At 69.1% G+C, this 26,455-nt stretch carries 22 protein-coding genes; 12 read left to right on the top strand and 10 right to left on the bottom strand.

The features are described from left to right. Positions 1-84 precede the first annotated feature (84 nt). The 4 genes from PA27867_RS08855 to PA27867_RS08870 all read left to right on the top strand — a co-directional run bounded on the left by PA27867_RS08855 (position 85) and on the right by PA27867_RS08870 (position 6,621). Complete coding sequence (locus PA27867_RS08855; protein WP_066595400.1) at positions 85-1,044, top strand: carbohydrate ABC transporter permease; 960 nt, start codon at positions 85-87, stop codon at positions 1,042-1,044. Then, positions 1,041-1,976 carry a carbohydrate ABC transporter permease gene (locus PA27867_RS08860; protein ID WP_066595401.1) on the top strand — a complete coding sequence of 312 codons (936 nt, stop codon included), beginning with the start codon at positions 1,041-1,043 and terminating at the stop codon, positions 1,974-1,976. The genes PA27867_RS08855 and PA27867_RS08860 overlap by 4 nt, the downstream gene beginning before the upstream one ends. 2 nt (positions 1,977-1,978) lie before the next feature. After that, positions 1,979-3,991: a beta-galactosidase gene (locus tag PA27867_RS08865; RefSeq protein WP_066595402.1), complete on the top strand. Its 2,013-nt coding sequence runs from the start codon at positions 1,979-1,981 to the stop codon at positions 3,989-3,991. Positions 3,992-4,149: 158 nt separating this feature from the next. Continuing rightward, positions 4,150-6,621, top strand: a complete 2,472-nt coding sequence (locus PA27867_RS08870; protein ID WP_066595403.1) for a GH36-type glycosyl hydrolase domain-containing protein — start codon at positions 4,150-4,152, stop codon at positions 6,619-6,621. A gap of 95 nt (positions 6,622-6,716) precedes the next feature. Here the strand turns inward: PA27867_RS08870 and PA27867_RS08875 are convergent, their stop codons facing one another. Both PA27867_RS08875 and PA27867_RS08880 read right to left on the bottom strand, forming a co-directional pair. After that, positions 6,717-8,312, bottom strand: a complete 1,596-nt coding sequence (locus tag PA27867_RS08875) for an ABC-F family ATP-binding cassette domain-containing protein (RefSeq protein WP_066595404.1) — start codon at positions 8,310-8,312, stop codon at positions 6,717-6,719. Positions 8,313-8,390: 78 nt separating this feature from the next. Further along, positions 8,391-8,762, bottom strand: a complete 372-nt coding sequence (locus PA27867_RS08880) for a hypothetical protein (protein ID WP_066595406.1) — start codon at positions 8,760-8,762, stop codon at positions 8,391-8,393. A gap of 79 nt (positions 8,763-8,841) precedes the next feature. On the opposite strand from PA27867_RS08880, the gene PA27867_RS08885 reads away from it, so the two are divergent. After that, positions 8,842-9,732 (top strand): hypothetical protein, encoded by an 891-nt coding sequence (locus PA27867_RS08885; RefSeq protein ID WP_066595408.1) that lies wholly within the window; start codon positions 8,842-8,844, stop codon positions 9,730-9,732. 10 nt (positions 9,733-9,742) lie between these two features. On the opposite strand, the gene PA27867_RS08890 is transcribed toward PA27867_RS08885, so the two are convergent. After that, positions 9,743-10,675 carry a J domain-containing protein gene (locus PA27867_RS08890; protein ID WP_066595410.1) on the bottom strand — a complete coding sequence of 311 codons (933 nt, stop codon included), beginning with the start codon at positions 10,673-10,675 and terminating at the stop codon, positions 9,743-9,745. A gap of 126 nt (positions 10,676-10,801) precedes the next feature. Here PA27867_RS08890 and PA27867_RS08895 point away from each other — a divergent pair, with 126 nt between their 5' ends. Beyond that, positions 10,802-11,449: a DUF1345 domain-containing protein gene (locus tag PA27867_RS08895; protein ID WP_236900888.1), complete on the top strand. Its 648-nt coding sequence runs from the start codon at positions 10,802-10,804 to the stop codon at positions 11,447-11,449. 31 nt (positions 11,450-11,480) lie between these two features. On the opposite strand, the gene PA27867_RS08900 is transcribed toward PA27867_RS08895, so the two are convergent. The 3 genes from PA27867_RS08900 to PA27867_RS08905 all read right to left on the bottom strand — a co-directional run bounded on the left by PA27867_RS08900 (position 11,481) and on the right by PA27867_RS08905 (position 13,315). Beyond that, the gene (locus PA27867_RS08900; protein ID WP_066595411.1) at positions 11,481-12,329 is read right to left on the bottom strand and encodes an SMP-30/gluconolactonase/LRE family protein; all 849 of its coding nucleotides are present in this window, start codon (positions 12,327-12,329) and stop codon (positions 11,481-11,483) included. Between the two features lie 9 nt (positions 12,330-12,338). Continuing rightward, positions 12,339-12,503: a hypothetical protein gene (locus PA27867_RS20600; protein WP_157109166.1), complete on the bottom strand. Its 165-nt coding sequence runs from the start codon at positions 12,501-12,503 to the stop codon at positions 12,339-12,341. A gap of 86 nt (positions 12,504-12,589) precedes the next feature. Further along, complete coding sequence (locus PA27867_RS08905; protein WP_066595412.1) at positions 12,590-13,315, bottom strand: SOS response-associated peptidase; 726 nt, start codon at positions 13,313-13,315, stop codon at positions 12,590-12,592. A gap of 84 nt (positions 13,316-13,399) precedes the next feature. On the opposite strand from PA27867_RS08905, the gene PA27867_RS08910 reads away from it, so the two are divergent. The 5 genes from PA27867_RS08910 (at position 13,400) to cspE (ending at position 20,539) form a co-directional block, all read left to right on the top strand. Next, the gene (locus PA27867_RS08910) at positions 13,400-14,179 is read left to right on the top strand and encodes a hypothetical protein (protein ID WP_208857313.1); all 780 of its coding nucleotides are present in this window, start codon (positions 13,400-13,402) and stop codon (positions 14,177-14,179) included. Between the two features lie 4 nt (positions 14,180-14,183). Beyond that, on the top strand, positions 14,184-15,743 hold the full coding sequence (locus PA27867_RS08915; RefSeq protein WP_066599499.1) for a DNA polymerase Y family protein: 1,560 nt from the start codon (positions 14,184-14,186) through the stop codon (positions 15,741-15,743). 95 nt (positions 15,744-15,838) lie between these two features. Further along, entirely contained in the window at positions 15,839-19,234 is a 3,396-nt protein-coding gene (locus PA27867_RS08920) for an error-prone DNA polymerase (protein WP_066595416.1), read from the top strand. 10 nt (positions 19,235-19,244) lie between these two features. Beyond that, positions 19,245-20,084, top strand: coding sequence for a DUF3097 domain-containing protein (locus PA27867_RS08925; RefSeq protein ID WP_066595418.1), 840 nt, complete (start codon positions 19,245-19,247; stop codon positions 20,082-20,084). Positions 20,085-20,335: 251 nt separating this feature from the next. Continuing rightward, positions 20,336-20,539, top strand: a complete 204-nt coding sequence (gene cspE / locus PA27867_RS08930; protein ID WP_035840308.1) for a cold-shock protein — start codon at positions 20,336-20,338, stop codon at positions 20,537-20,539. Between the two features lie 186 nt (positions 20,540-20,725). Here cspE and PA27867_RS08935 read toward each other — a convergent pair whose 3' ends face one another. Both PA27867_RS08935 and PA27867_RS08940 read right to left on the bottom strand, forming a co-directional pair. Then, positions 20,726-21,205: an Lrp/AsnC family transcriptional regulator gene (locus tag PA27867_RS08935; RefSeq protein WP_066595420.1), complete on the bottom strand. Its 480-nt coding sequence runs from the start codon at positions 21,203-21,205 to the stop codon at positions 20,726-20,728. 137 nt (positions 21,206-21,342) lie between these two features. Next, entirely contained in the window at positions 21,343-23,151 is a 1,809-nt protein-coding gene (locus PA27867_RS08940) for a DEAD/DEAH box helicase (protein WP_066599501.1), read from the bottom strand. Positions 23,152-23,363: 212 nt separating this feature from the next. Here PA27867_RS08940 and PA27867_RS08945 point away from each other — a divergent pair, with 212 nt between their 5' ends. Continuing rightward, positions 23,364-24,179: an SGNH/GDSL hydrolase family protein gene (locus PA27867_RS08945; RefSeq protein ID WP_066595422.1), complete on the top strand. Its 816-nt coding sequence runs from the start codon at positions 23,364-23,366 to the stop codon at positions 24,177-24,179. 33 nt (positions 24,180-24,212) lie between these two features. On the opposite strand, the gene PA27867_RS08950 is transcribed toward PA27867_RS08945, so the two are convergent. Both PA27867_RS08950 and PA27867_RS08955 read right to left on the bottom strand, forming a co-directional pair. Continuing rightward, complete coding sequence (locus PA27867_RS08950; protein WP_066595423.1) at positions 24,213-25,436, bottom strand: D-alanyl-D-alanine carboxypeptidase family protein; 1,224 nt, start codon at positions 25,434-25,436, stop codon at positions 24,213-24,215. Between the two features lie 63 nt (positions 25,437-25,499). Next, entirely contained in the window at positions 25,500-26,303 is an 804-nt protein-coding gene (locus PA27867_RS08955; protein ID WP_066595425.1) for a TrmH family RNA methyltransferase, read from the bottom strand. Positions 26,304-26,455 lie beyond the last annotated feature (152 nt).

Consider the following 26,455-nt stretch of genomic DNA (forward strand, 5'->3'; position numbering starts at 1 on the left):
CGCCCGCCGGCCGGCGGGCGCCCGTCCTTCCCGCACCGCGTCGGCCGGTCGGCCGATTCCCCCTTTCACAGAAAAGGAGTCGCAATGTCGCACTCCCCCGCGCTCACCGCCGAGCGCCCCGCCGGGCCGCCGCTGCCCAAACGTCCGACCAGCCCCGCCAAGCGCAAGCAGCGCCGTGCCGCGTACCTGTTCCTGCTGCCGTTCTTCGTCGTGTTCCTCTCGATGCTTGTCGTGCCCCTCGTCTACGCGGGCTACCTCAGCCTGTTCGAGAGCAAACTGATCGGCGGGGAGGTCTTCGCGGGCCTGGCCAACTATGCCCGCGCCCTCACCGATCCCGCATTCCTGGAGGGCCTCGGCCGGGTCGGCCTGTTCTTCATCATCCAGGTGCCCATCATGCTCGGCCTCGCCCTGTTCTTCGCCCTGGCGCTGGACAGCGCCCGCGCCCACGGGTCCAAGGGCATCCGGCTGCTGATCTACATGCCGTATGCCGTACCGGCGGTCGTCGCGACCCTGATGTGGGGCTACCTGTACGGACCGGACTTCGGTCCGATCGCGCAGATCTCCCGGGCGGTCGGGCTGGGAACCCCGGACTTCCTCTCACCGGAGTCGATCCTCGGCTCGATGATGAACATCGTCACCTGGGAATTCGTCGGCTACAACATGATCATCATGTACGCGGCCCTCCGATCGATTCCCGGTGAACTCTATGAGGCCGCCGAGATCGACGGTGCCGGTCAGTTCCGGCTGGCCTGGAGCGTCAAGATCCCGGCGATCAGGCCGGCGCTCATGTTGACCTTGATCTTCTCGGTGATCGGCTCCTTCCAGCTCTTCGCCGAGCCGAGCCTGCTCAACGCCATCGCCCCCGACGCGATCACGAACTCGTTCACCCCGAACTACTACGCGTACAACCTCGCGTTCATCAACCAGGAGCTGAACTTCGCCGCGGCCATCGCGTTCCTGCTCGGGATCGTGATCGCGATCGTGTCGTACTTCGTCCAACTCGGCGGGGAACGCAGCGAACGACGAGAGAGGAAGCTGTCATGACTTCTCGGGTCAGCCCGGCGCTCGTGACCCCCGGCGACGGCGACGAGGCGGTCGCCCCGGGCCGCAGCAGGTCCCGGTACGCGCCCGGAAAGCGCCGGAGCATCCTGCTCACGGTTCTGCTCTGGATGTGCGTGCTCTACTTCGTGCTGCCGCTGTGGTGGCTCTTCGTCTCCTCCACGAAGAACAACTCGGCCCTGTTCTCGACCTTCGGCATGTGGTTCGGCGGCGATTTCTCGCTCTGGGACAACCTGCAGACCCTCTTCACCGTGCGGGACGGGATCTTCCTGCGCTGGATGCTCAACACCTTCGTCTACGCGTTCGTGTCGGCGGCCGGCGCCACCCTCCTGGCCACCATGGCGGGGTACTCGTTCGCCAAATACGATTTCCCGGGCAAGAAGGTGCTCTTCAGCGCCACCCTGGGCGCGGTGATGATCCCGTTGACGGCTCTGGCCCTGCCGACCTACCTCCTGTTCTCGCAGGCCGGGCTGACGGACACCCCGTGGGCGGTCATCATTCCGTCCCTGGTGAGCCCGTTCGGCGTGTACCTCATGCGGGTCTACGCGGCCGACGCGATCCCCGACGGGCTGATCGAGGCTGCGCGGGTGGACGGCGCGGGTGAGTTCCGGATCTTCTGGCAGGTGGGCCTGCGCCTGCTCGGGCCCGGCCTCGTGACGGTGTTCCTGTTCTCCCTCGTGGCGACCTGGAACAACTACTTCCTGCCGCTGATCATGCTGAACAGTTCCAGCTTGTACCCCATCACCGTGGGGCTGGCCCAGTTGCAGTCCGCGGCCTCGGCCGGCGGCGGGTCCCAGGCGTTGTTCTCCACCGTGATCACCGGGTCGTTCGTCTCGATCCTCCCGCTGGTCATCGCGTTCCTGTTCCTCCAGCGGTACTGGCAATCCGGACTCGCCAGCGGCGGGGTGAAAGGCTGATCATGACAATTTGGTATGGCGGGGACTACAACCCCGAACAGTGGCCGACGAATATCTGGGACGAGGACGTGCGGCTGATGAACCGGGCGGGCGTCTCCCTCGCGACGGTGGGAGTGTTCTCCTGGGCCCGCCTCGAGCCCCGCCCGGGAAAGTACGACTTCGCCTGGCTGGACGGGGTGCTGGACCTCCTGCACGCCCACGGCGTGCGGGTCGACCTGGCCACCGCGACGGCATCGCCGCCGCCCTGGCTTGCCCTGCGGCATCCCGAGACCCTGCCGGTGACCGAGGAGGGCGTGCGGATGTCGGTGGGCAGCCGGCAGCAGTACTGCCCGAGCTCGCCCGTGTACCGGGAGCGAGCCCGAGAACTCGTGCGGCGCCTGGTCGAGAGGTACGCCGACCACCCCGCCCTGGAGTTGTGGCACGTCAACAACGAGTACGGCTGCCACATCAGCCACTGCTACTGCGACGTGTCCGCCGCGGCGTTCCGCGACTGGCTGCGCGCGAAGTACGGTCGGATCGAGGAACTGAACCGGGTCTGGGGAACGGCGTTCTGGTCGCAACGGTACGACTCGTTCGACGAGGTCTCCCCGCCGCGCGCGGCGCCCACCTTCCGCAACCCCACGCAACTGCTCGACTACGACAGGTTCTCCAACGACGAGCTCCTCGCCTGCTACCGGTCGGAGGTGGCGATCATCCGCGCCCGCTCGACGGTGCCCGTCACCACGAACTTCATGGGGTTCTTCAAGGCCGTGGACTACTGGGCCTGGGCGCGCGAGGTGGACATCGTCAGCGACGACACCTACCCCGACCCCGCCGACCCCGATTCGCCGGCTTACGCCGCCATGGTCCGCGACCTCATGCGGTCCCTCGGCGACGGGGCGCCGTGGCTGCTGATGGAGCAGGCGCCGGGCGCCGTCAACTGGCGGCGACGGAACGCCGCCAAGTCGCCCGGGCAGATGCGCGCCTGGTCCTTCCAGTGCGTGGCCAGGGGCGCCGACGGCATCCTCTTCTTCCAGTGGAGGCAGTCAGCGGTCGGGTCCGAGAAATTCCATTCCGGCCTCGTGCCGCACGGCGGAACCGACACCCGCGTGTGGCGTGAGGTCGAACAGCTGGGCCGGGAACTGGCGGAGTTGTCCGGCCGCACGGGAGACGCGGCCATCGTCGGGACCCGGGTGCCGTCCAGCGTGGCCATCGCCCTGGACTGGGACAGCTGGTGGGCCATCGAACAACCGGCCTCCCCCACCGAGGTGTCCTATGTCCGGACCCTGTTCGCCTGGCACAGCGCCCTGACCTCGTTGGGGCTCACGGTGGACTTCGTCCGGGCGGATGCCGATCTGTCCGGTTACCGCCTGGTCGTCGTCCCGGCGCATTTCACCGCCACCGACAGTCAGGTGCGGAACCTGGCCGCTGTCGCCGAGACGGGCACCCTCGTCGTAGGGTTCGGCACCGCCATCACGGACGAGAACCTGCACGTACGGCTGGGCGGCTACCTGGGCGAACCGCTTCGGCGGGCCCTCGGTGTGTGGATCGAGGAGTTCGCCCCGCCGGCCTCCCCCGACCTGAGCAATCTGGGCGCTGGGGCTCCTCCCGAGCTCGTCCTCGACGGCGAGGTCTTCGGCGGCCCGGCGACCGGCCGGGTGTGGGCCGAGTACGTGCGGGTCGAGGATGCCGAAACCGTCGCGACCTTCGCCGAGGGGGCGTTGAGCGGCTGGCCGGCCGTGACCCGGCGGGGAACGGGCGCCGGAGCCGGTTGGTACGTCGCCACCCTCCCCGACCCCGGGGCCCTGCGCCGCCTGGCCGAACGAATCGTCCGGGACGCGGGCCTCGACCTGCCGGCCCCGGCGGCCCGCGGTGACCGGGTGGAAACCGTGCGCCGAGGCGGCTATGTCTTCGTGATCAACCACGGTGCCCACGAGGCCGAAGTCCTGCTCGACGGCACCGACGCCCTCACGGGTGCGCCCGCGCTCGGGCTGAAGCTGGCCCCTCAGGGAGTGGCCGTCATCGGCGTCGAGTGAGCCGCAGCAGGAGGCTTGGTGGCTCCGGCATCCTGCTGCTAGAGTCGACGCAAGCGGTCGTGAGAGCGCTCTCATTTAGACTAGGTCCGGCTGCGACGGAGCATTCACGATAGTGGTGCAGCGCTGCAGGCGGTCCGGGATACCGAAAAGGTGCACGCATGAAGTTCGGCCACTTCGACGACGAAGCCAGGGAATATGTCATCGAGACCCCGTTGACCCCCTACCCGTGGATCAACTATCTCGGCAGCGAGGACTTCTTCTCGCTGGTCTCCCACACGGCGGGTGGTTATACCTTCTACAAGGACGCCAAGATGCGGCGCCTCACCCGTTACCGCTACAACGACATCCCCACCGACTCGGGCGGACGCTACTTCTTCATCAAGGACGGCGACGACGTGTGGACGTCCAGCTGGCTGCCGATGAAGAAGGACCTCGACTTCTTCGAGACCCGGCACGGCATGGGCTACACCCGCATCACGGGTGAGCGCGGCGGCCTGCGCGTCTCCACCCTCTACTTCGTTCCGCTGGGCGAGACGGCGGAGGTGCAGAAGGTCACGATCACGAACACCTCCGACACGGTCAAGACCTTCTCGCTGTTCTCCTACCTCGAGTTCTGCCTGTGGAACGCCCAGGACGACCAGACCAACTACCAGCGCAACCTCTCCATCGGAGAGGTCGAGGTGGACGGCAGTGCGATCTACCACAAGACCGAGTACCGCGAACGTCGCGACCACTACGCCGTCTACGGCGTCAACGCCGAGATCGCCGGGTTCGACACCGACCGAGAGACCTTCGTGGGCCTCTACGAGACCCTCGCCGAGGCGAAGGTGCCGCACGCCGGGAAAGCCGCGAACTCGATGGCCTCCGGCTGGTACCCGATCGGATCCCACCAGGTCGACTCCACCCTGCAGCCCGGCGAGAGCCGTGACCTGGTCTTCGTGCTCGGCTATGTCGAGAACACGCCGGAGAACGGCCAGGAGAAGTGGGCCGACGACGCCAAGCAGGTCATCAACAAGACACGCGCCCAGGAACTGCTGGCCCGGTTGTCCACGACGGAGGCCGCCGACGCCGCCTTCGACGCGCTCGGCGTGTACTGGACCGACCTGTTGAGCGCCTACACCGTCACGTCCCCCGACGACAAGCTCAACCGCATGGTCAACATCTGGAACCAGTACCAGTGCATGGTGACGTTCAACATGAGCCGCTCGGCCTCGTACTTCGAGACCGGCATCGGCCGGGGCATGGGGTTCCGCGACTCCACCCAGGATCTGCTCGGCTTTGTGCACCTGATCCCGGACCGCGCCCGCGAACGCATCCTCGACATCGCCGCCACCCAGCTGCCGGACGGATCGGCGTACCACCAGTACCAGCCGCTGACCAAGCGCGGCAACAACGAACTCGGCTCGGGCTTCAACGACGACCCGGCCTGGCTGATCATCGGCGTGGATGCCTACCTGAAGGAGACCGGCGACTACACGATCCTCGACGAGATCGTGCCGTTCGACAACAACGACGCCCTGGCCGAGACCCTGTACACCCACCTCACCCGGTCGTTCGAGTTCACCCTGAACAACCTCGGCCCGCACGGGCTGCCGCTGATCGGCCGGGCCGACTGGAACGACTGCCTCAACCTCAACTGCTTCTCCACCACCCCCGGCGAGTCCTTCCAGACGACCGAGAACCAGGCCGGCGGGGTGGCGGAGTCGACCTTCATCGCGGCCCAGTTCGTGCTGGCGGCCGGGCAGTACGCCACCATCGCCGAACGCGGCGGCGACACCGTGCAGGCCGGCAAGGCCCGTCAGGCCGCCGCCGACATGAGCCAGGCGCTGCTGACCGACGGATGGGACGGTGACTGGTTCCTGCGCGCGTACGACTTCTACGGCAACAAGGTCGGCACCGCCGAAGACACCGAGGGCCGGATCTGGATCGAACCGCAGGGCTTCGCCGTGCTGGCCGGCGTCGGTGTGGAGCACAACGCGGACGGCACGCCGGTGCAGACCAGCCCGGCGTTCAGGGCCCTCGATTCGGTGGACCGGCTGCTGGGCTCCGAACACGGCCTGGTGCTGCAGTACCCCGCCTACCGGAGCTACCGCATCGAACTCGGCGAGGTGTCGACCTATCCCCCGGGCTACAAGGAGAACGGTGGCATCTTCTGCCACAACAACCCCTGGGTGATCATCGGCGAGACGGTGCTGGGCCGCGGCGCCAAGGCGTTCGATCACTACCGCAAGATCACGCCGGCGTACCGGGAGGAGATCTCCGAGGTGCACCGTACCGAGCCGTACGTCTACGCGCAGATGATCGCGGGCAAGGAGGCCGTCCGGCACGGCGAGGCCAAGAACTCCTGGCTCACGGGCACCGCGGCGTGGAACTTCGTGACCGTCTCGCAGTACCTGCTGGGCGTGCGCACGGACTACGACGGCCTCGTCGTCGACCCGCAGATCGGTCCCGACGTCACCGAGTTCGCCGTCACCCGCCAGGCGCGCGGCGCGACCTACGTGATCACGGTGGCCAACTCAGGCCGAGAGGGATCCCGCGCGAGCCTGACGGTCGACGGAGTCCCCATCGAGGGTCGCACCGTGCCGTACGCCCCCGCCGGCGCCACCGTGCAGGTGCACGCCACTCTCTAGCAGTCGCGCACGCCGAGGGCCGGGTCGGAAGACCCGGCCCTCGGCGAGTCTGGCGCGTCCCGTCCGCTGGTTGAGCTTGTCGAAACCCGGCCGGGTCAGGCTACGGCGACCTCGACCTCGCCCGGTTCGGCACCGGCACTGCCGAAGATCAGGCGGCGGTTGGCGATCTTGTCGGTGAAGAACCTGTCGTGGCTGACCACGACGACGGCTCCGGGAAAGTGCAGCAGCGCGCGCTCCATCACCTGGGTGCTCGACATGTCGAGGTGGTTGGTGGGTTCGTCGAGCAGCAGCACCGAGGCACCGGAGAGCAGGCACTGGGCCATGGCGACCCGGGCCTTCTGGCCGCCGGAGAGATTGCCGATCTTCTGCTTGAGGTCGGCCTCGGAGAACTGGAACATGGTGAGGAACCGGTTGACCGACTTCTTGGTGGCCGTGAAAGCCAGGCTGCCCTCGAGCGCGTTCACGGCATGGCTGACGGTGTCCGTGTCGTCGAGTTCGGCCAGCACCTGGTTGTACGACACCATGCCGGCGCCTTTGGCCCAGTCGACCTCGCCGTGGTCGGCGGACTCCTCTCCGGTGAGCACGCGCAGCAGCGTGGTCTTGCCGCTGCCGTTGGCGCCGAGCACCACGATGCGGTTGCCGCGACGGATCTCGAAGCTCAGGTCGTTGAAGAGCACCTTCTCGCCATAGGCCTTGCTGAGCATCTCGACCCGGCAGAGCACATCCTTCACGTGCAGGCCGCCGTAGATCTCGGTGATGATCTTGTCGACCGGCCGCGGAGTGCGGGACTTCTTGATGGTCGCCAGCTGGGTGCCGAGCTTCCGGCTCGCGGCCTTCTGCGCCTCCCGCCGGTCGGCGATGCCCTCGGACTCGAACGCGAGCAGCTCGGACTCGTGCACGAACTGCGCCTCGAGGGTCTTGAGCCGGAACTGCTTCTGCACGACGTACTCGCCGAAGTTGCCCGGGTACTCGTGCAGGTGGAAATTCTCCAGCTCGATGATGCGGGTCACGACGGCGTCGAGGAAGGTGCGGTCGTGGGAGACGATGACGGCGGCGCCCCTGAAATCGCGGAACCAGCTCTCGAGCCATTCCACGCCGGCGACGTCGAGGTAGTTGGTCGGTTCGTCCAGCAGCAGTACGTCCGGTGCCTCGAGCAGGATCTTGGCCAGGGCGGCGCGGTTGCGCCAGCCGCCGGAGAGCTCGTCGATTGCGCAGGTACGGTGGGCCTCGTCGAAGCCCAGGATGGTGAGGGCCGCGTCGATGCGGCGCGGGTAGTCCCAGCCGTCCAGCCGGTCCATGTCCTCGAAGAGCTCGGACTGCCGGTGGATCAGGCGGTCCAGCTCCGCGCTGGCCGAGGAGTCGGCGGCGATGGCCGCGTCGATCGAGGCGAGCTCGGCCTCGACGGCTTTGATCTCGACGAACAGGGCGTCGAGCACCTCGGTGATCGACGACGTGCCGTTCAGCTCGGAGAACTGGGAGAAGTAGCCGATCTTCACGCCGTCGTCGACCGTGACCGTGCCGGTGTCCGGCGTCACCTGGCCGAGGATCAGCTTGATCAGGGTGGTCTTACCCGAGCCGTTGCGGCCGATCATGCCGACCCGGTCCCCCGGTTCGAGCCTGAAGAAGGTCTCGCGAAGCACCTGGGTGTTCTCGAAACGCACGGTCACGTCGTTCAGCCGGATCAAACTCATGGATGCTGCACTCTCGCGGGGTAAGTCGGGGAACCGTCGCCGATCGGCGTGGTCGCGGGAAAGAGGTGGGGCGCCGGCTCAGTCGGTCTGCGCGGCGGCGTCGACGATGCCGATGAACCGGCTGCCGATGCCATCGACCTCGCGGCGGCTGAGACCAGGCTCAACCTCGGGGAGTTCGTCGTAGCCATGGTGGTCGCAACTCATGTAGGTGAACTCCGGCCACCACTTCTTGGGCCGGACCGCCTCGGTGAAGCCGCAGACGCTGCAGGTCAGGGAGACCCAGACGGGCTTCTTGCCGGTGCGGTTGGATCGTGACTGCACCAGCCAGGCCGGCGGGTTCGCCTCGATCTCGGCGAGCTGGGCCTCGGTCATGCGGCTGGGAAGGTCGTGGCGCTGCGCCATCTCGAGGGGTATGTCGAGGCGGAGCGCTGCTTCTCGTCTGGTAATCATCAGGTTCAACGATAGGTGCTGGGCGCCGTCACCGGGCACAGCAGTCGGCACAGCGAGGGAGGAACTGGTTCAATGAACCATGCCTGAAACCGTTTCTCCCCTCGGCCTGCTCCTGGATGTCGACGGTCCGATCGCCAGCCCGGACACCCGCACCATCAGCACCCCGAGCATCATCACCGACCTCATCACCCTCGCCGGCGCCAACGTGCCGATCGGCTTCATCACCGGGCGCTCGGCCCAGTTCATCAGCGAACAGGTCGTGACGCCGCTGGTCGCGGCCGGCCTTCCCCAGGAGATGCGCATGTACGGCGTGTGCGAGAAGGGCGCCGTCTGGTTCCCGATCACCGCAGCGGGCATGGGCGACATCGTCGTCGATGCCAGCGTGGCGCTACCCGAGGTCGTGGCCGGCCGCATCCGGGAGCTCGTGGCCTCGGACTACGCCGACAGCATGTTCTTCGACGAGACCAAACTCGCCATGATCTCCGTCGAACAGCGCACGGATGTGGACCGGTCCCGCTACCACGTCGCCCAGGCGTCCTTCGAGGCGGCGGCCTATACGATCCTGGTCGAGCACGGCCTCGGCGTGCGGTTCGGGGATCTGGTCTCACCCGATGCGACCGGCGCGGTGCCGTTCCGCATCGACACCACCATCATCTCCACCGATATCGAATCGGTCGATCTCGACAAGGACCACGCCGCCGAACGGGCCGTGGCGTTCTTCGCCCAGGGCGGTCCGCTCCCCCGGGTGTGGCGCTCGGTGGGCGACTCGCGCAGCGACTACAAGATGGCCGACCACCTGTACGCTGCCGGCTTCGATGTCGCGCACGTGGATGTGCGGCCCGCCGACGGCATCCTCGACCGCGGGTACCCCGTGATCGTGGAAGGCGACCTCATCCACGACGAGGCGGGGGCGGCCTTCCTCGGCTACTGGGTGCAGAAGCTCGGCCTGGCCGAGCCGGTGTCCCTGTAGTCTCGTCCGCCTAGTCTTCGACGAACCGGATACCGTTCTGCAGGGTGCTGCGCAGCTCGAAGACCTTCTCGAAGCTGCCGCGCTCCATACCCGCGATGCCGTCCCGGAGCACGCCCACCAGGCGAGACCGCGGGATGACGACGACCATGGCCCGCCGGCCGCGGCTCGGCAGCGAGAACGGCTCGGTCACGGCTTCGTCGGGAGCGACCACGATGAGCGCCGTGAAGCGTACCCTCAGGGACTTGGCCAGGATACGCGCGGCCGCCGCGAAGTCGGCCAGCGGTTCCTCGCCGGGTTCGAGGGCGTCGCCCACGAGCTCGCCGCGGCGCAGCTCTACGGGCGCCCCCCAATCCTCCGAGAGGATCGCGAACAGCCCGGCCGGGCCGAGCACGACATGGTCGATCTTCTCCACGTCGTCCCGTGTGGCCACATCGTGCCAGGCCGTGTAGCCGATGCCGAGACCCGCGATGAGCTGCGCGGTGGCCTCCTCGGCGAGGGCCTTCGCGAGGCGGTGCCGGATCTCCCGCGGAGCCGACCGGATCAGGTCACTCGCGTACGGGTCGTCGATGGTGGTGCCGCGGCCGGCCCACTCGCGAAGCAACGCCAGATAGCGTTGCCGGGAATGCCCGCCCGGGTGTCCGTACATGCGCGCCTTCACGCCGCTCGACGCCGATCTTGCGGTGGCCGGTCCGGCGGCTCGCCCGGCTCCCCCGGCATCCGTGGCGCCGGGGTACCGGGCGCCGTCGTACGCGGCCCGGCTCGCCGGGCTGCCGATGCGTTCCCAGGCCAGCTGCACGGCGTGGAAGGAGGCCGCGGAGCCACCGACGTCGGGGTGGGATTGGCGCAGTTTTCGCCGGTAGGCGCGCCGGAGTTCTTCGTCGGTCGCCGACGGGGTCACGCCCAGCACCTCGTACGGGCTGGCCGCAGCCGGACTCTCTGACATTCGTACGGTCTCTTTCGGCCTGGATCGGGTGAAACGGTTCTGCTTCAGCCTAGCCAGCGTTTCTGGCATCTCGCCGACACGGTGGGCGCAGCCGCCCTGACGCGGATTCCGTGCGACGATCAGCGGGTGAAGACTTCAGCTCTCGTTCCGCGGGTGCGCCGCTCCAGCACCCGGCTCATCGCCATGGTCGTTGTCGGCTCAGCCGCCGGCCTCGTGACGGGATTGACCGGTGCCTGGCTCCTCGCCCCGGCTATCGGCTGGTGCGCCGCGGCGGTGTTCTACATCGGCTGGGTCTGGCTTGTCGTGGCGGGGATGGACGCGCCGACGACGGCGGCTCACGCCACCAGGGAAGACCCGTCGCGCGGCATCACCGACCTCCTGCTGATCCTGGCCAGCCTGGCCAGCCTGGGCAGCATCCTCATCGTGCTCTTGCAGGCCCGCGGCGCCCAGGGGGCGGGTCAGGCCCTGCTCGCCGCCCTCGCCGTGGTGAGCGTCGGGCTGTCCTGGGTGCTTGTGCACACGCTCTTCACCCTGCGTTATGCCTCGCTCTATTACGCCGAGGAGGACGGCGGGGTGGACTTCAACCAGGTCGAACCGCCGCGCTATTCGGATTTCGCGTACCTGTCGTTCACGCTGGGGATGACCTTCCAGGTCTCCGACACGTCGCTCACGACCACGGTCATGCGCGCGGCGGCTCTCCGCCACGCCCTGATGTCGTTCCTGTTCGGCTCGATCATCCTGGCCACCCTGATCAACCTGGTCGCGGGTCTCTGAGGCCGGCCCGGACACGGCCCGGGGGGAAGGATCAGCCGGCGAAGGGTGTGACCGGCCGGCCGGTGACGCCCGGGACGGCCGTGAAGATCGAGCCTGCAAGGATGTCCTCACCGTCGGCGACGCCCTCGCGGGAGGTGGTGATGTAGAGCCGGTCGAGGGACTCACCACCGAACGTGCAGGCCGTGACCCGGTCGGCGTCGACCTCGATGACGGTGTCGAGGACGCCGGCTGCGGTGTACCGGTGCACGGCTCCCCCGGCGTACAGGGCGACCCACACGCCGCCGTCGCTGTCGACGGTGAGTCCGTCGGGGTATCCGGTCTTCTCGGGGATGGTGACGAAAGGCCGGAGACCCGTCAGGCCGGTTTCCGGGGACCAATCGAAGACGCCGACCTGTCCGGTGGGCGTGTCGTTGTAATAGGCGAGCGACCCGTCGGGGCTCCACTCGAGGCCATTGGAGATCGTCACCCCGCTCAGCGCGACGGTGACCGACAGATCGGCGGCCAGACGGTACAGCGACCCGGCGCCGGTGCGCTGGTCGTAGCCCATGGACCCGCAGTAGAACGATCCGTCCGGAGCGCAGCCGCCGTCGTTCATCCGCACGGACTCGTCCTGCCAGACCGGGGGCAGCGCCCGCAGGGTGCCGTCCGCGTCTTCCAGGGTGAACCCGCGCTCCGTGGCGATCACGGCACCGCCGGCCGCGCGCGGACGCAGCGCGGCGGCGATGGCGTCGACGTGCCGACGCGAGACGGTTCCGTCCTCAGCCAGGGTGAGGACGTCTCCGGCGAACAAGTCCACCAGGCGGAGTCCCTCCCAGGCCGGAGACCAGACCGGTCCTTCGCCGTGGAAGGTGATCGGGTCGGTGAGCTGGTCCGCGCGCATGATCGTGGCCTAGTCGCGCAGCACGTGCACCGGAATGGCGATGGCGGCGCTGACCGCCAGGATGCCGCCGAAGAAGATCGGGCCCTGCCATGCCGTGACCGTGAAGGCGAGGCCGAACAGCCAGAGGCCGACGACGAAGGCGGCCATCGCGATGACGAAGGAAAGAATGTGCATGGGCGGGGTCCTCTCAAGGGGGGTGCCGCGAAGGCGTTCCGGGCTCGGTTCGAGAGTACTAGCTCGCGCAGCCGGTGTCGCCTCGGCTACGCGCTGTAGCCGACCTCGGTCTCCGGCCCGACGGCGTCGATCAGCTCCGGGGCGTCGCCGGTGATCGGCGCGACCTCGTAGAAGGCCAGTCCGGCGGCGGCCTCTGCGGATGCCGCGACCGCCGCGTCGACGAGGGCCTGGTCACCGTCGGCGTGCGGGTCCAGCCACCGGTCCCAGGTCTCCTCGGGCAGCACCACGGGCATCCGGTCGTGGATGCCGGCCAGAGCGCCCTGCGCCGGCGCGGTCAGGACGGTGGCCGTGAGGACCCAACGGGCGGGATCGTCGTTGGCGAGGGCCGGGTTGCGCCACCAGGAGTACAGGCCGGCCAGGGCCAGCGGCAGTCCGTCGTCGGAGTGCACGAAGTACGGCGTTTTCGCGGTGCCCACGGTGTGCCACTCGTAATAGCCGGTGGCCGGGATGATCGCGCGCGTCTTCGCCAGCGCGGTGCGGAAGGTGGGCTTCTCCGCCACGGTCTCGGCCCGGGCGTTGAAGGTGGCGAAGGCCGCGTTGAGCTCCGGAGAGAAGGTGGGAACGAGCGACCAGCGCGCCGACTCCAGGCGCCGCACGGCCGGATCGGTCTTCATCGACTCGAGCACGATGGGAATCTGCTCGGTCGGTTTGACGTTCCAGGACGGCTCAGGCAGGTTCTCGCCCTCGTGCTCCACGTCGAACATCGCGGCGAGGTCAGGCGCCGAATCGGTCATGATGAATCGCCCACACATAGCCTCAGGGTACAGGGCGGCGCCGGGACCGGCCGGTTATCCACACCGGTTGACTATTTCGAATCTCTGTTCGAAAATTAGAGGATGTCCATCCCGTTGATTTCGCACTCCCCCGAGGAGTCGACCGCGCCCGACCGGCCCGGAGACCGGCTGGGCGAGCGGGTCAGCGAGCTGCAGGCGCGCATCCAGGGCATGCAGCGCGACCGCTGGGAGGCCCCGGGCCGACCCGTCAGCGCGGGACTCGCCAGGCTCCTGCCGCAGGGCAGCCTGCGCACCGGAGCGGTGTACACGGTCGACAATTCCACGTCTCTGCTGATGTCGTTGCTCGGTTCCGCCGCCGCCGACGGGGGCTGGGCCGGCGTGGTGGGGCTGCCCGACTTCGGGGCGGAGGCCGCCACCGGCTTCGGGATCGACCTCGCCCGTCTCGTGCTGGTGCCCGCGCCCGGTGACCAGTGGCTGGCCGTGACGGCCGCACTGGTAGACGTGCTCCCGTTCGTGATCGTGCAGCCGGCCCGGCCGGTGGGTGACGCCGAGGCGGGCCGTCTCGGCGCACGCCTGCGCCAGACCGGGTGCACCCTCCTCGTCGCCGGCAGCTGGCCGCAGGCTGAGGCATCCCTGCGTGTCACCCGCACCCGCTGGCAGGGGGTGGGAGCCGGGCACGGCTACCTCTCCGGTCGGGACCTCACCGTGGAGACGGCCGCCCGCGCCGGCAGCGGTCGCCGGACGCCGGCCCTCCTGCACCTCCCGGAGGGCCACGCCGCCCCGGAGCGCGGGGGCTCACGCCGCGGGCCGGTCGCCGTACCCGTTCTCGTCGCGGATGCCCCGCTACCGCATCCGGTGGCCCGGCATCCGGTGGCGGGGTGAGACCATGAACCGGGAACGAACCATCGTGCTGTGGATCCCGGACTGGCCGGTCGTTGCGGCCAGGTCCGCCGCGGCGCTGGGGATCGACAGCCCCCTCGCCCTGCTTCAGGGCGGTCTCGTCTTCGCCGCCTCCGCGGCGGCCCGCCACCAGGGCGTGCGCCGCGGCCTGACCGTGCGGGAGGCGCAGTTCCGCTGCCCGGACCTCGTCGTGCAGCCCTACGACCCAGTGCTCGACCGCCGCGCCTTCGACCCGGTGCTCGACGGCATCGAGGCCGTCACTCCGGGTGTCGCCGTGCTGCGCCCGGGCACCTGCGCCATCCGCGCCCGCGGGCCGGTGCGCTATTACGGCAGCGAGGACGCCGCCGTCCAGGCCCTACTCGCCCACCTGCACGGCGTCGGCTTCCCCGACGCGCGGGCGGGCATCGCCGACGGTCCCTTCGCCGCCGAACAGGCCGCCCGCCACGGCGCGCCGGCCGAGCCGATCCACGCCATCGCGCCCGGCGGTGCGGCCGCGTTCCTGGCCCCACTCCCGGTCTCCACGGTGGCCGATGCCGTGCTCGGTACCCTGCTCGCCCGGCTCGGCGTGCACACACTCGGCCAGTTCGCCGCCCTGCCGGCCCAGGATGTGCAGCGGCGGTTCGGAGCGGCCGCAGCCCAGGCCCACGCCAGGGCCGGTGGGCGGGAGCGCGAGGAGATCGTGCCCCGCACCCCCGCTCCGGTGTTCGACCAGGCGAGGGAGTTCGAGCCGGCGCTGGACCGCATCGACCAGCTCGCCTTCGCCCTGCGCGAGACCGCGGAACGTTTCGTGCGCATCCTGCGGGAACACACCCTGGTCTGCACTGTCGTGACCATCCTCGTCGGCACCGACGACGGCCTGCTCACCGAACGCACCTGGCGGCATCCGCGGTGGTTCACGGTGACCGACCTCATCGACCGAGTGCGGTGGCAGCTGCAGGGCGAGGGGCGCGCCAGCTCCGGCCTGTCGGCCGGGGTCGTGCGAGTGGTGTTCTCCCCCGACCGGCTCGACGCGGTGGCCAACCACGAGGCCGGCCTGTGGGGAACCGGCCCCGACGAACGCATCCACCATGCCCTCACCCGGGTGCAGGGGCTCGTCGGGCACGAGGGCGTCGTGACGGCCTCGGTCGGCGGCGGGCGGATGCTCACCGACCGGCAACGCTGGGTGCCCTGGGGCGACGACGCGCCGGCGCCCGCACCCGGAGGCGCCGGCGTCCGGCCCTGGTCGGGAAGCCTCGGCGGGCTGCTTCCATCGACGGTGTTCACGCGGCGGGTTCCCGTCAGCCTGGTTGCCGCCGACGGGCAGGATGTCGCAGTGGACGAGCGGGGGGCGGTCGCCCACGTCCCGGTCCGGTTCAGCGACCGGCCCGACGGCGGCGACCTGCGCCGGGTGGTCGCCTGGGCCGGGCCGTGGCCTGTCGAGGAGCGCTGGTGGGACGCCGGGTGCTCCCGGCGGGTGCAGCGGATGCAGATCGTCGAGGACACCGGGGACGCCTGGCTGCTGGCGCTCGATGACGACGGATGGCGTGCGGAGGCCCGATATGACTAGCCTCGCCCGCTCGACCCGAGGCAGTGAACCCGACGCAGTCAATCCGACGCAGTAAATCTGCGGCAGTGCACCCGACGCAGTGAAGGAGACCCGACATGGGATTCGACAATCCGCCCATTCCCTGGTCTGAGCTGGAGCGCAAGCTCTCCGACCGGCGCCCCGGCGGTCCTCCGCCGGCCGCCGACGGCGGCGACAGCCCGGCCTGGTCCCGGCATCGCCAGCCCTACGTTCCGGTGGGGCCCGTGCCGTCCAGCGAGCCGGTAGTCCCCTACGCGGAGCTGCACGCACACTCCAACTTCAGTTTTCTCGACGGCGGCAGCTCTCCGGAGCAGCTCCTCGAGGAGGCCGCAGGGCTGGGCCTTGGCGGCCTGGCGCTCACCGACCACGACGGCCTCTACGGGGCGGTGCGCCTGGCGGAGACCGCCGAGAGCTACCCCCAGATCCGGACCGTCTTCGGTGCCGAACTCTCGATCGACCTCACCCGGCGCCAGAACGGAATTCCGGAGCCCGAGGGCACCCACCTCGTGGTGCTGGCCCGCGGCCAGGAGGGCTACCACCGGCTGGCGGCGGCCCTCACCGAGGGCCAGCTGGCCGGCGGCGAAAAGGGACGACCCAGCTACGACCTGGAAGACCTCGCGGCACGGTCGGCCGGGAACTGGACGATTCTCACCGGCTCCCGGTCGGGAGCGGTGCGGCGAGCCCTCGCGCACGACGGGGAGACCGCCGCGGCTCGGGAGCTCGACCGCCTGGCCGCGCTCTTCGGACGGGACAGCGTGCAGGTGGAACTGGTCGACCACGGGCAGCCGCAGGACACCGTGACCAACGACATCCTGGCCGGCCTCGCCGAGCGCGCCGGGTTGCCGGTGCTGGCGACCAACAACGTGCGCTACGCCCGTCCATCGGATTTCCGGCTGTTCTCGGCACTGTCGGCCGTGCGCGCCCAACGCAGCCTCGACGACATGGACGGCTGGCTTCCCGCCGGACCCACCCGGCACCTGCGGAGCGGTTCCGAAATGGCCCAACGGTTCCGCCGCTACCCGAATGCTGTGGCGGGCACAGTTCCCCTGGCCGATGAACTGGCCTTCTCCCTGCGCCGGGCCAGGCCCCGGCTACCCCAGCAGCACGTCCCAGACGGGCACACCCCGATGAGTTGGCTGCGCGAACTGGTCTGGGCCGGCGCCGAGCGGGCCTATCCGGGCTACAACGCCAACGTGCGGGATCGACTGGAAAAGGAGCTGGCCGTGATCGAGGCCAAAGACTTCCCCGGCTACTTCCTCATCGTGCACGACATCGTCCAGTTCGCCCGCGGGCGCGGCATCCTCTGCCAGGGGCGCGGCTCCGCCGCGAACTCGGCGGTCTGTTTTGTCATCGGGATCACCGCCGTCGACTCGATCTTCTACCGCCTCCCTTTCGAAAGGTTCCTGTCCAGCCTGCGCGAAGAAGAACCCGACATCGACGTCGACTTCGACTCCGACCGGCGCGAAGAAGTGATCCAGTACGTGTACGAACGCTACGGACGGCAGAACGCCGCCCAGGTCGCCAACGTCATCACGTACCGGCCCAAATTCGCCGTGCGCGACATGGCCAAGGCGCTGGGTTACAGCACCGGCCAACAGGACGCCTGGTCCAAACAGGTGGAACGTTGGGGCGGCACCGTCAGCAGCGCCGACCACGACATCCCGGAGCAGGTCACCGACCTTGCCGGGCAGGTGCTGGGCTTCCCCCGCCACCTCGGCATCCACTCCGGGGGCATGGTGCTCACCGACCGCCCGGTCGGCGAGGTCTGTCCGATCGAACACGCCCGCAAAGAGAACCGCACCGTTCTGCAGTGGGACAAGGACGACTGCGCCTGGATGGGGCTGGTGAAGTTCGACCTGCTCGGACTGGGGATGCTCGCCGCCCTGCAGTACACCTTCGACCTCGTCACCGAGTCCCTGGGCGAGACCTGGACGCTCGGCAGCATCCCCCGCGAAGAGGCGGGTGTGTACGACATGCTCTGCCGCGCCGACTCCATCGGCGTGTTCCAGGTCGAGAGCCGGGCCCAGATGGGAACTCTCCCCCGCCTGCAACCGCGCCGGTTCTACGATCTGGTCGTCGAGATCGCCCTCATCCGGCCGGGCCCCATCCAGGGCGGTGCGGTGCATCCGTACATCCGGCGGAAGCTCGGCCAGGAACCGGTCACCTACCTGCACCCCAAGCTCGAACCCGTTCTGGAGCGCACGCTCGGGGTGCCCCTGTTCCAGGAACAGCTCATGCAGATGGCCATGGCCGTTGGCGGATGCAGCGGCGAGGACGCCGACCTGCTGCGCCGGGCCATGGGGTCCAAGCGCGGTGTCGAGAAGATCTCCACCCTGCGGGCCACCCTGTACGAGGGCATGGCCGGAAACGGCATCACGGGCGACCTGGCCGACGAGATCTACGAGAAGATCGAGGCCTTCGCCAACTTCGGCTTCGCCGAGAGCCATTCCATCAGCTTCGCCCTGCTGGTCTACGCCAGCGCCTGGCTCAAACTGCACTACCCCGGAGCGTTCCTGGCCGCCCTCTTGCGCGCCCAACCCATGGGTTTCTACTCGCCTCAATCGCTCGTGGCGGATGCCCGCCGGCACGGCGTGCAGGTGCTGCGGCCGGATGTGCAGCTCTCGGGTGTGTCCGCCGGCCTGGAGCGGGCGGCCGATCCCTGGCAAGGCGGCGGCCGGGAGGCGTGCCTGGACCCCGAGCAACCATCGGTTCCCGAGTACGACCGGAGCCGACCGGTCGAGGACCTGGCCCACCGGCGGGACGGCGGCTGGGCGGTGCGGCTCGGCCTGGCCGAGGTCCGCTCCATCGGTACGAAGGTCGCCGAGCGGATCGTGGCGGAGCGGGGACGTTTCGGCCCGTACCGGTCGATGAACGATCTGGCCCGGCGGGCCGGCCTGTCCGCAGAGCAGCTCGAATCCCTGGCCACGGCCGGTGCGTTCGAGGGTCTGGGGCTCGAGCGTCGGCAGGCGTTGTGGAGCGCCGGCGAGGCCGCTCACGACACCGACGCGCACCTCGCCGGTTCGGTCGAGATGGTGCAGCCGCCGCTCCTGGCCCTGATGACCCCCGTTGAACAGGTCGCCTACGACCTGTGGGCCACCGGGGTCTCCACGGACGACCATCCGATCCGCCACGCCCGGGCCGCGCTCGACGCCCGCGGCGCCGTGCCCGCAGACCGGCTGGCCCGCGCCGAGAACGGCCGGCGGATCGAGGTCGGCGGCATCGTCACGCACCGCCAGCGGCCCGCGACGGCCAACGGGGTCACCTTCATCAACCTCGAAGACGAGACCGGCAATGTCAACGTCGTGGTCAGCGTGGGAGTCTGGAACCACTTCCGGCGCATCGCCCGGGAATCTCCGGCCCTGATGATCCGGGGAATCCTGGAGCGCTCCCCCGAGGGCGTCGTCAACCTGATCGCCGACCGGTTCGAAACGCTCACCGTGGCGGCCCACACGTCGTCGCGAGACTTCCGCTAGCGTCGATCCAGTGACTGATGACCGCTACTCGAATGACGTGCTCGCCGACGGATGGCGGGAGGCCGGCCGCCGGGTCGTGCCGCAGCAGGAGGCCGTGCGCGACCTCGTCGTGGAGGAGGTCGCCACGGGGTTCTGCGGCGCAGTGATCCGGGTGGAGAAGAAGGTCGTCACCCTGGAGGACAGGTTCGGCAAGCTCCGCCTCTTCCCCCTCGGCGCCGGTTTTCTGCTCGACGGTGAACCCGTGGTCCTCGTGGCGCCCCGCGCGAGCGCTCCGGCCGGCCGCGGGCGCACCGCGTCGGGGTCCCTCGCGGTGGCCGATGCCCCGGCTCGGGTGGCCAGGGCCAGCCGGATCTTCGTGGAGGGCCGGCACGATGCCGAGCTCGTGGAGAAGGTCTGGGGCGCTGACCTGCGCATCGAGGGTGTCGTCGTCGAGTACATCGAGGGCGTGGACAACCTCGCCGAGCTGCTCGCCGAGTTCAAGCCGGGCCCGACACGCCGGGTGGGCGTTCTCGTCGACCACCTGGTCCCGGGTTCCAAGGAGAGCCGGATCGCCGAGGCCGTCGCCCGTGGGCCGCACGGGCGACACGTTCTCGTGGTCGGCCATCCGTACGTGGACGTGTGGCAGTCGGTCAAGCCCGCCCGGCTGAATCTGACGGCCTGGCCGCAGATTCCCCGCAGCATCGAATGGAAGCACGGTATCTGTCAGGCACTGGGCTGGCCGCACGAGGACCAGGCCGATATCGCCCGTGCGTGGCAGCGGATCCTGGGCCAGGTACGCACCTATGCCGACCTCGAACCGGCGCTGCTGGGCCGGGTGGAGCAGCTCATTGATTTCGTCACCGTCGATTGATCCGGCGCATCCGTAACATTTGGGCATTTCGGCCAGAATTCGTAACACTTTGATCCTTTTTTGGCACAGATCTCCACGGGGACCGAGCGATGTGGGCTAGTGTGGACGAAGTAGTTGTAGTGCTTGCACGTCTAAAAAACGTATGGACTTCGGTCGGTACGGGCTTATTCCTTTCGGAAGCGGACGACGAATACCGCGACGAACGGCCTCGAAAGTCGGGGCCTTTCTAACACTCCTGGAGGAGTTTCATAATGGCAACAGGTACCGTGAAATGGTTCAACGCTGAAAAGGGCTTCGGATTCATCGCTCCCGACGACGGAAGCGCCGATGTCTTCGCGCACTACTCTGCGATCGCTTCGAACGGCTACAAGTCGCTCGACGAGAACCAGAAGGTCGAATTCGAGGTCACCCAGGGCCCCAAGGGTCCCCAGGCTGAGAACATCCGCGCCCTCTAAATAGAGCCGCGTCAGCTCAACATAAGCTGCGATAACGCCCCCGCTTCGGCGGGGGCGTTATTTTTTAACTCCCGGCAACACACCTGGTCCCCATGCGGGCATCTGCACCCGGTGTGCCGGGTGCAGGTGTCCGAACGGGGACCGTGGGGGCGCGGTTCTCGCCGGGGTGCGGGCGCCGTGGGGTTACTACTTGACCAGGTCCTGCCAGCCGTCGCCGTCCACGTACTCGAAGATCAGGTTGGTCTCCGTGTGGGCAACCGCCGGATGCTCGGCCAGGTGCTCGAGCACGAAGTCACGCAGGTCCGAGGCATCCGCAGCCGCTACGTGCAGCAGGTAGTCGTCGGCGCCGGCGGTGTGGAACAGGCCGATCACGCCGGGCCAGTGCGGAGCGGCACTGCGGAAGTCGTCGATCTGTTCGCGGGCGTGCTTGGCCAGGCGCACCGAGATGAGCGCCTGCAGCGACGCCCCGAGGGCGGCCAGGTCGATGTTCGCCCGGTATCCGCGGATGTGGCCCAGCTGCTGCAGCCGCCGCAGCCGGAGCGACACCGTCGACTCGGCCACGCCGATCTCGGCGGCCAGGGCGGCACCCGATGCCCGGGCGTTGACCGAAAGTGCGCGGAGCAGCGCCCGATCCACCCGGTCCAGGTCGGCTTTCTTGGAATCCATACACGCTCTCTTTCGTTGCGCGCCAGTTTATCGACCATTCTTCGACGTCAACAGCTCCCCCTGCATCAACTGCGTCACAACTGGGTTTCGGTCGGATTTCGCCGCCCCTTCTGCGATCCGGCCCTCCGGCCGGCAGGTCAGCTGCGACCGAGGCGCTGCCGGAGCAGGTCGATGCGTTTCTGGATCTGGGTGACGCTGGCCTGGGCCACGGCTGGACCACCGCACAGTCGGCGCAGCTCCGCGTGCACCATGGCGTGCGGCTCCCCCGAGAGCTTCGACCACATTCCCACGAGGCTGCCCAGCAGCGTCCGCTGCTCCTTGAGCGTGCGATAGAGCGGAATGGGCTCCGGAGGTGCCCCTTCCACCGCGGCGGCGGCGGTGCGGCGCTCGGAGCCCCGCTTGGACTGCTTCTGCTGACGCTGGCGCAGGAGCTCGGACACCTGCTCGGGTTCGAGCAAACCGGGGATGCCGATGAAGTCGAATTCCTCGTCGGTGCCGGGCTCGGCGAGCTCGCCGTACTCGTCGCCGTTGAACATCACCATGTCGAAGGTCGCCTGGGAGTCCAGCGCCTGCCAGGTGAATTCCTCGCCGAGTTCGTCGGACGCCTTCTCGGTCTTGTTCGCGGCCGCCACCATGGCGTCCTCGGGGTTGTACATGCCGTCGTCGCCGTCGTCCCGGTTACTGCGGTCGAGCGCGTGGTCGCGCTCCAGCTCCATGGCGTTGGCCAGGCTCAACAGACCGGGCACATTGGGCAGGAAGATCGACGCGGTCTCACCGCGACGGCGGGCGCGCACGAAACGGCCGATGGCCTGCGCGAAGAACAGTGGGGTCGACGCGCTCGTGGCGTAGACGCCCACGGCAAGCCGCGGCACGTCCACACCTTCGGACACCATCCGCACCGCGACCATCCAACGCCGGGTGTTGTGCGAGAACTCGTCGATCCGGTCGCTGGACTCCTTCTCGTCGGAGAGCACCACAGTGGCCGGCTCTCCGGAGATCTCCTCGAGGATTGCGGCGTAGGCGCGGGCCGTGGTCTGGTCGGTCGCGATCACCAGGCCGCCGGCATCCGGGATGCCGTGCCGCACCTCGGTGAGGCGGCTGTCGGCGGCCCGCAACACGGCGGGGATCCACTGCCCACTGGGCTCGAGGGCCGTTCGCCAGGCTTGCGAGGTGATGTCCTTGGTGTTGCCCTCGCCGAGCTTGGCTTCCATCTCGTCGCCGGCCCGGGTGCGCCACTTCATATGACCGGCGTAGACCATGAACATGACGGGGCGCACCACGCCGTCCTCCAGGGCGCGACCGTAGCCGTAGTTGTAGTCGCTCTGGGAGAGGCGGATGCCGTGCTTGTCGGGCAGATAGGTCACGAACGGGATGGGCGAGGTGTCCGAGCGGAACGGGGTTCCGGTCAACGAGAGGCGCCGGGTGGCCGGATCGAAGGCTTCCCGGATCGCGTCGCCCCAGCTCAGGGCGTCGCCGCCGTGATGCACCTCGTCGAGGATCACGAGCGTGCGGCTGGCCTGGGTGAGTTCGCGGTGCAGCGCGGCGCGGGTCGCGACCTGGGCGTAGGTCACGGCGATGCCGTGGAAGTGGCTGCCGTAGCGGCCATGCGCGTTCTTGAAGCCGGGGTCGAGCCGGATGCCGGCGCGGGCGGCGGCATCCGCCCACTGGCGCTTGAGGTGCTCGGTGGGGGCGACGACGGTGATCCGGTCGATCACCCGGCGCGCCCGGAGCTCGGCGGCCAGGCGCAGGGCGAAGGTGGTCTTGCCTGCCCCGGGGGTGGCGGCGGCGAGGAAGTCGCGCGGCTGGTGTTGGAAGTACGCCTCGAGGGCCTCGGCCTGCCAGGCCCGCAGCTTGCTGGCGGTACCCCAGGCGGCTCGTTCGGGGAAGGACGGCGAGAGGTGCTCGGCGGCGCTGGTGCCGGCCGGGCCGCGGGCCGGCCCGTACACGGGCGGCGTGTCGACGACCTCGGCCAGGAAACTGCCGGCCGGGGCGCCGCCGGACCACTGGGGATCGGAGGAGGGCGGGAGGAACAATCCGGGTTCAGTGGTCTCCCGATGCGAGGGTTCCCGGAAAGCGGATCCGAAATCAGGTGGAGTAGTCACTTCATAAGAACTTACCAACTCGCGCCGACATTCGCCCGACGGGGCAGAATGAATGCATGACGAAGCAGCAGCACCCGTGGTCCCGCTACGTCGCGATCGGCGACTCGTTCACGGAGGGGGTCGGCGATCCCGAACCGGCCAGCCCGGGCGGCAACCGCGGCTGGGCCGACCGGGTCGCCGAGATGCTCAGCCTGGGCTCCGACGACTTCGCCTACGGCAATCTCGCCGTGCGCGGCAAGCTGATGAACCAGATCCTCGCCGAGCAGGTGCGCCCGGCCCTTGACCTGCGCCCGGACCTCATCACCATCTCGGCCGGCGGCAATGACGTGCTCCGGCCCGGCAGCGACCCGGATGCGATCGCGGCGCGGTTCGACGAGGCCGTCACCCTGCTCGGCTCGGAGGGAGCCACGGTTGTGGTCTTCACCGGCGTCGACGTGCGCTTCTCCCCCGTGCTCCGGGGGCTGCGTGGCAAGGTGGCCATCTACAACGAGAACATCCGGGCCGTCGCGGCCGCGCACGACGCTATCGTGGCCGACATGTGGTCGTTGACCGAGACCCAGGATGCCCGCATGTGGGCGCCGGACCGACTGCACCTCAACCCGCTCGGGCATCACACCGTGGCCCGGATGGTGCTGGACGTGCTGAACGTCGCGAATCCGCTCGAGCCCCTGGTGCCCGAGCCCATGCCGGGCATCACCTGGCGCCAGGCCCGCACCGAAGACCTCGCCTGGGCGCGGGAGTACCTGGTGCCGTGGGTGTTGCGCCGGGTGCGGCACCAGTCCTCCGGCGACTACATCCTGCCCAAGCGACCGGCGGTTGAACCGGTCACCCGGTTGGACGAGCCGGAAGAACCCGCGCGGAAGATCGGTTAGACCCCGCGCCAGGGTGGACGCGACAGGCTGAGGTCAGACCTGGCCGGGGTGGGTCCAGCGCCAGAACGGGCCGGGATCGGTGATCGTGGTGTCGAGGACCAGCGGCACCGAGACGGTGGCGCTGCCGACGGTCACGTCGACGCTGCCGACGGTGTCGCCCTCGGAGCCCACGGTGAGGGGCTCGACCTCGACGTCGGTGTTCACCGGGGTGTCGGACCACAGCACGGCGGACTGGGAGCTCTCGGCCACGGCCTGCCCTGACTGGCCCCACGGCGTCGTGTAGCTGCCGTAGACGGTCCCCTCCTCCACGAGGGTCACCTGACGGAATCCGGGGCTCACACTGGCGATGAGGGTGCGGACGGTCTTGTTCAGCTCGGGGTGCGTGTCCCCGCCGAGCACGACGCCGACGAGGGTGACCGTCGTGTCCCCGACCGGGACCTCGACGGCGAAGAGCAGGCAGGCGCCGGCCTCGTCGGTGGTTCCGGTCTTGATGCCGTCGACTCCGTCGACGCCGAGCAGCTTGTTCGTGTTCGTGACGGTTCCCACGGTGGGGATCTCTGCGGAGGGCATGGCCACGATCGAGGGCAGCACGGGGTCGGCCATGACCAGCTTGCCGATGGCCACCAGGTCGGCGGGACTGCTGACGCTCTGGGCGGAGATGCCGCTGGTGTCGGCGACGGTGGTGCCGGTCAGGCCGTGCTCGCTGAGGTAGGCGGAGGCCGCGGCCAGGTAGGCGTCGACGGAACCGAATGCCCACACGGCCAGCGAGACGCTGTAGTTGTTCGCCGACGGGATGAGCATTGTCTCCAGGGCCTGACGTTGCGTGAGCACCATCCCGGCGGAAACCGGGGCCACTGAGCCGTTCTCGGCGACGGCGTCGTAGTAGATGTCGACGTCGGTGTCGGTGAAGGTGATGGCGGGTCCTTCCTCGTCGCCGGTGAGAGGCTTGGCGTCGAGGATGACCAGCGCGGTGACCATCTTGGTGATGCTGGCGATGGGCACAGAGGACTGGTCTCCGCTGCTGCCCAGCACGCCGTCGAAGCCGACGGCTCCGATCGCTCCGGCACCCTGCGACGGCCAGGTGGGTGTCGCCGCCGCCTGCGTGAGTGCAGCGGGCTCGCTGACGCTCGCGTCCAGTGCGGACACGGGCGCGAGGCCCGTGCTGGTGAGGTAGACGGCGGACGCGAGCACCACGGCGAGAGCACCGAAGAAAGCGAGTCGCCGACGGCGGTAGACCTGGCGTCGGGTGGGAGACATCCGTCGATTCTAACGACGAGAAGTGTCCGGGCGGCGCAGCGGGGCCGCGCGCCCCGAAGCGGCCTACACGCGCAGGGCGTACAGGGCGACGGCGCTGGCGGAGGCCACGTTGAGCGAATCCACGCCGTGCAGCATCGGGATCGTCACGATGGTGTCCGCCGCGGACAGGGCGTGACGGCTCAGCCCGTCACCCTCGGTGCCGAGGACGATGGCGACCCGTTCCGGCGGCTGCCGGGCGAAGACGTCGAGGGAGACGGCGTCGTCGGCCAGGGCGAGGGCGGCCAGGTGGAAGCCGTTATCGTGCAGCACCGGCGTCGCCTCGGACCATTCCGGAAGCCGTGTCCACGGCACCTGCAGTACCGTTCCCATGCTCACGCGGACGCTCCGGCGATAGAGCGGGTCGGCGCACCGGGGAGTGATCAGCACGGCGTCGGCGCCCAGCCCGGCCACTGACCTGAAGATCGCCCCCACGTTGGTGTGGTCGACGATGTCCTCGAGGATCACGATGCGCCGGGCGCCCCGGATGATGTCGGCCACCGACTGCAGGTCGGGGCGGTGCATGGCCGCGAGGGCGCCACGGTGCAGGTTGTACCCGGTGAGCTGTTCGAGCAGGGCGGCGGTCCCCACGTAGATGGGCACGTCGGGCCAGTCCTTCAGGAGCCGGGTGGCGTCGGGCAGCCACTGCTCCTGCACGAGAACCGAGCGCGGACGGTGGCCGGCGTCGAGGGCGCGGCCGATCACCTTGGCCGATTCGGCGATGTACAGGCCGTTCGCCGGTTCGCTCACCCGGCGCAGGGCCACATCGGTCAGCCGGGAGTAGTCGGCGAGTCCCGGCTGGTCGAGGTCGGTAATCGGGACGATCTGCACGGCGGAGGCCGCCTTTCCGGGAATGTTCTGCTGTGTGGGAGGTTCTCATCGGGCCGTTGTGCGGGCCGCGCCTCCGCGAACCGTAACACAGCCGAAAACTGACCAGTTTAGACTCAGAGGACATCTCTGCCGCGCCAGGGCCCCTCCGGGCG

This window comes from Cryobacterium arcticum (assembly GCF_001679725.1).
GTDB lineage: Bacteria > Actinomycetota > Actinomycetes > Actinomycetales > Microbacteriaceae > Cryobacterium > Cryobacterium arcticum_A.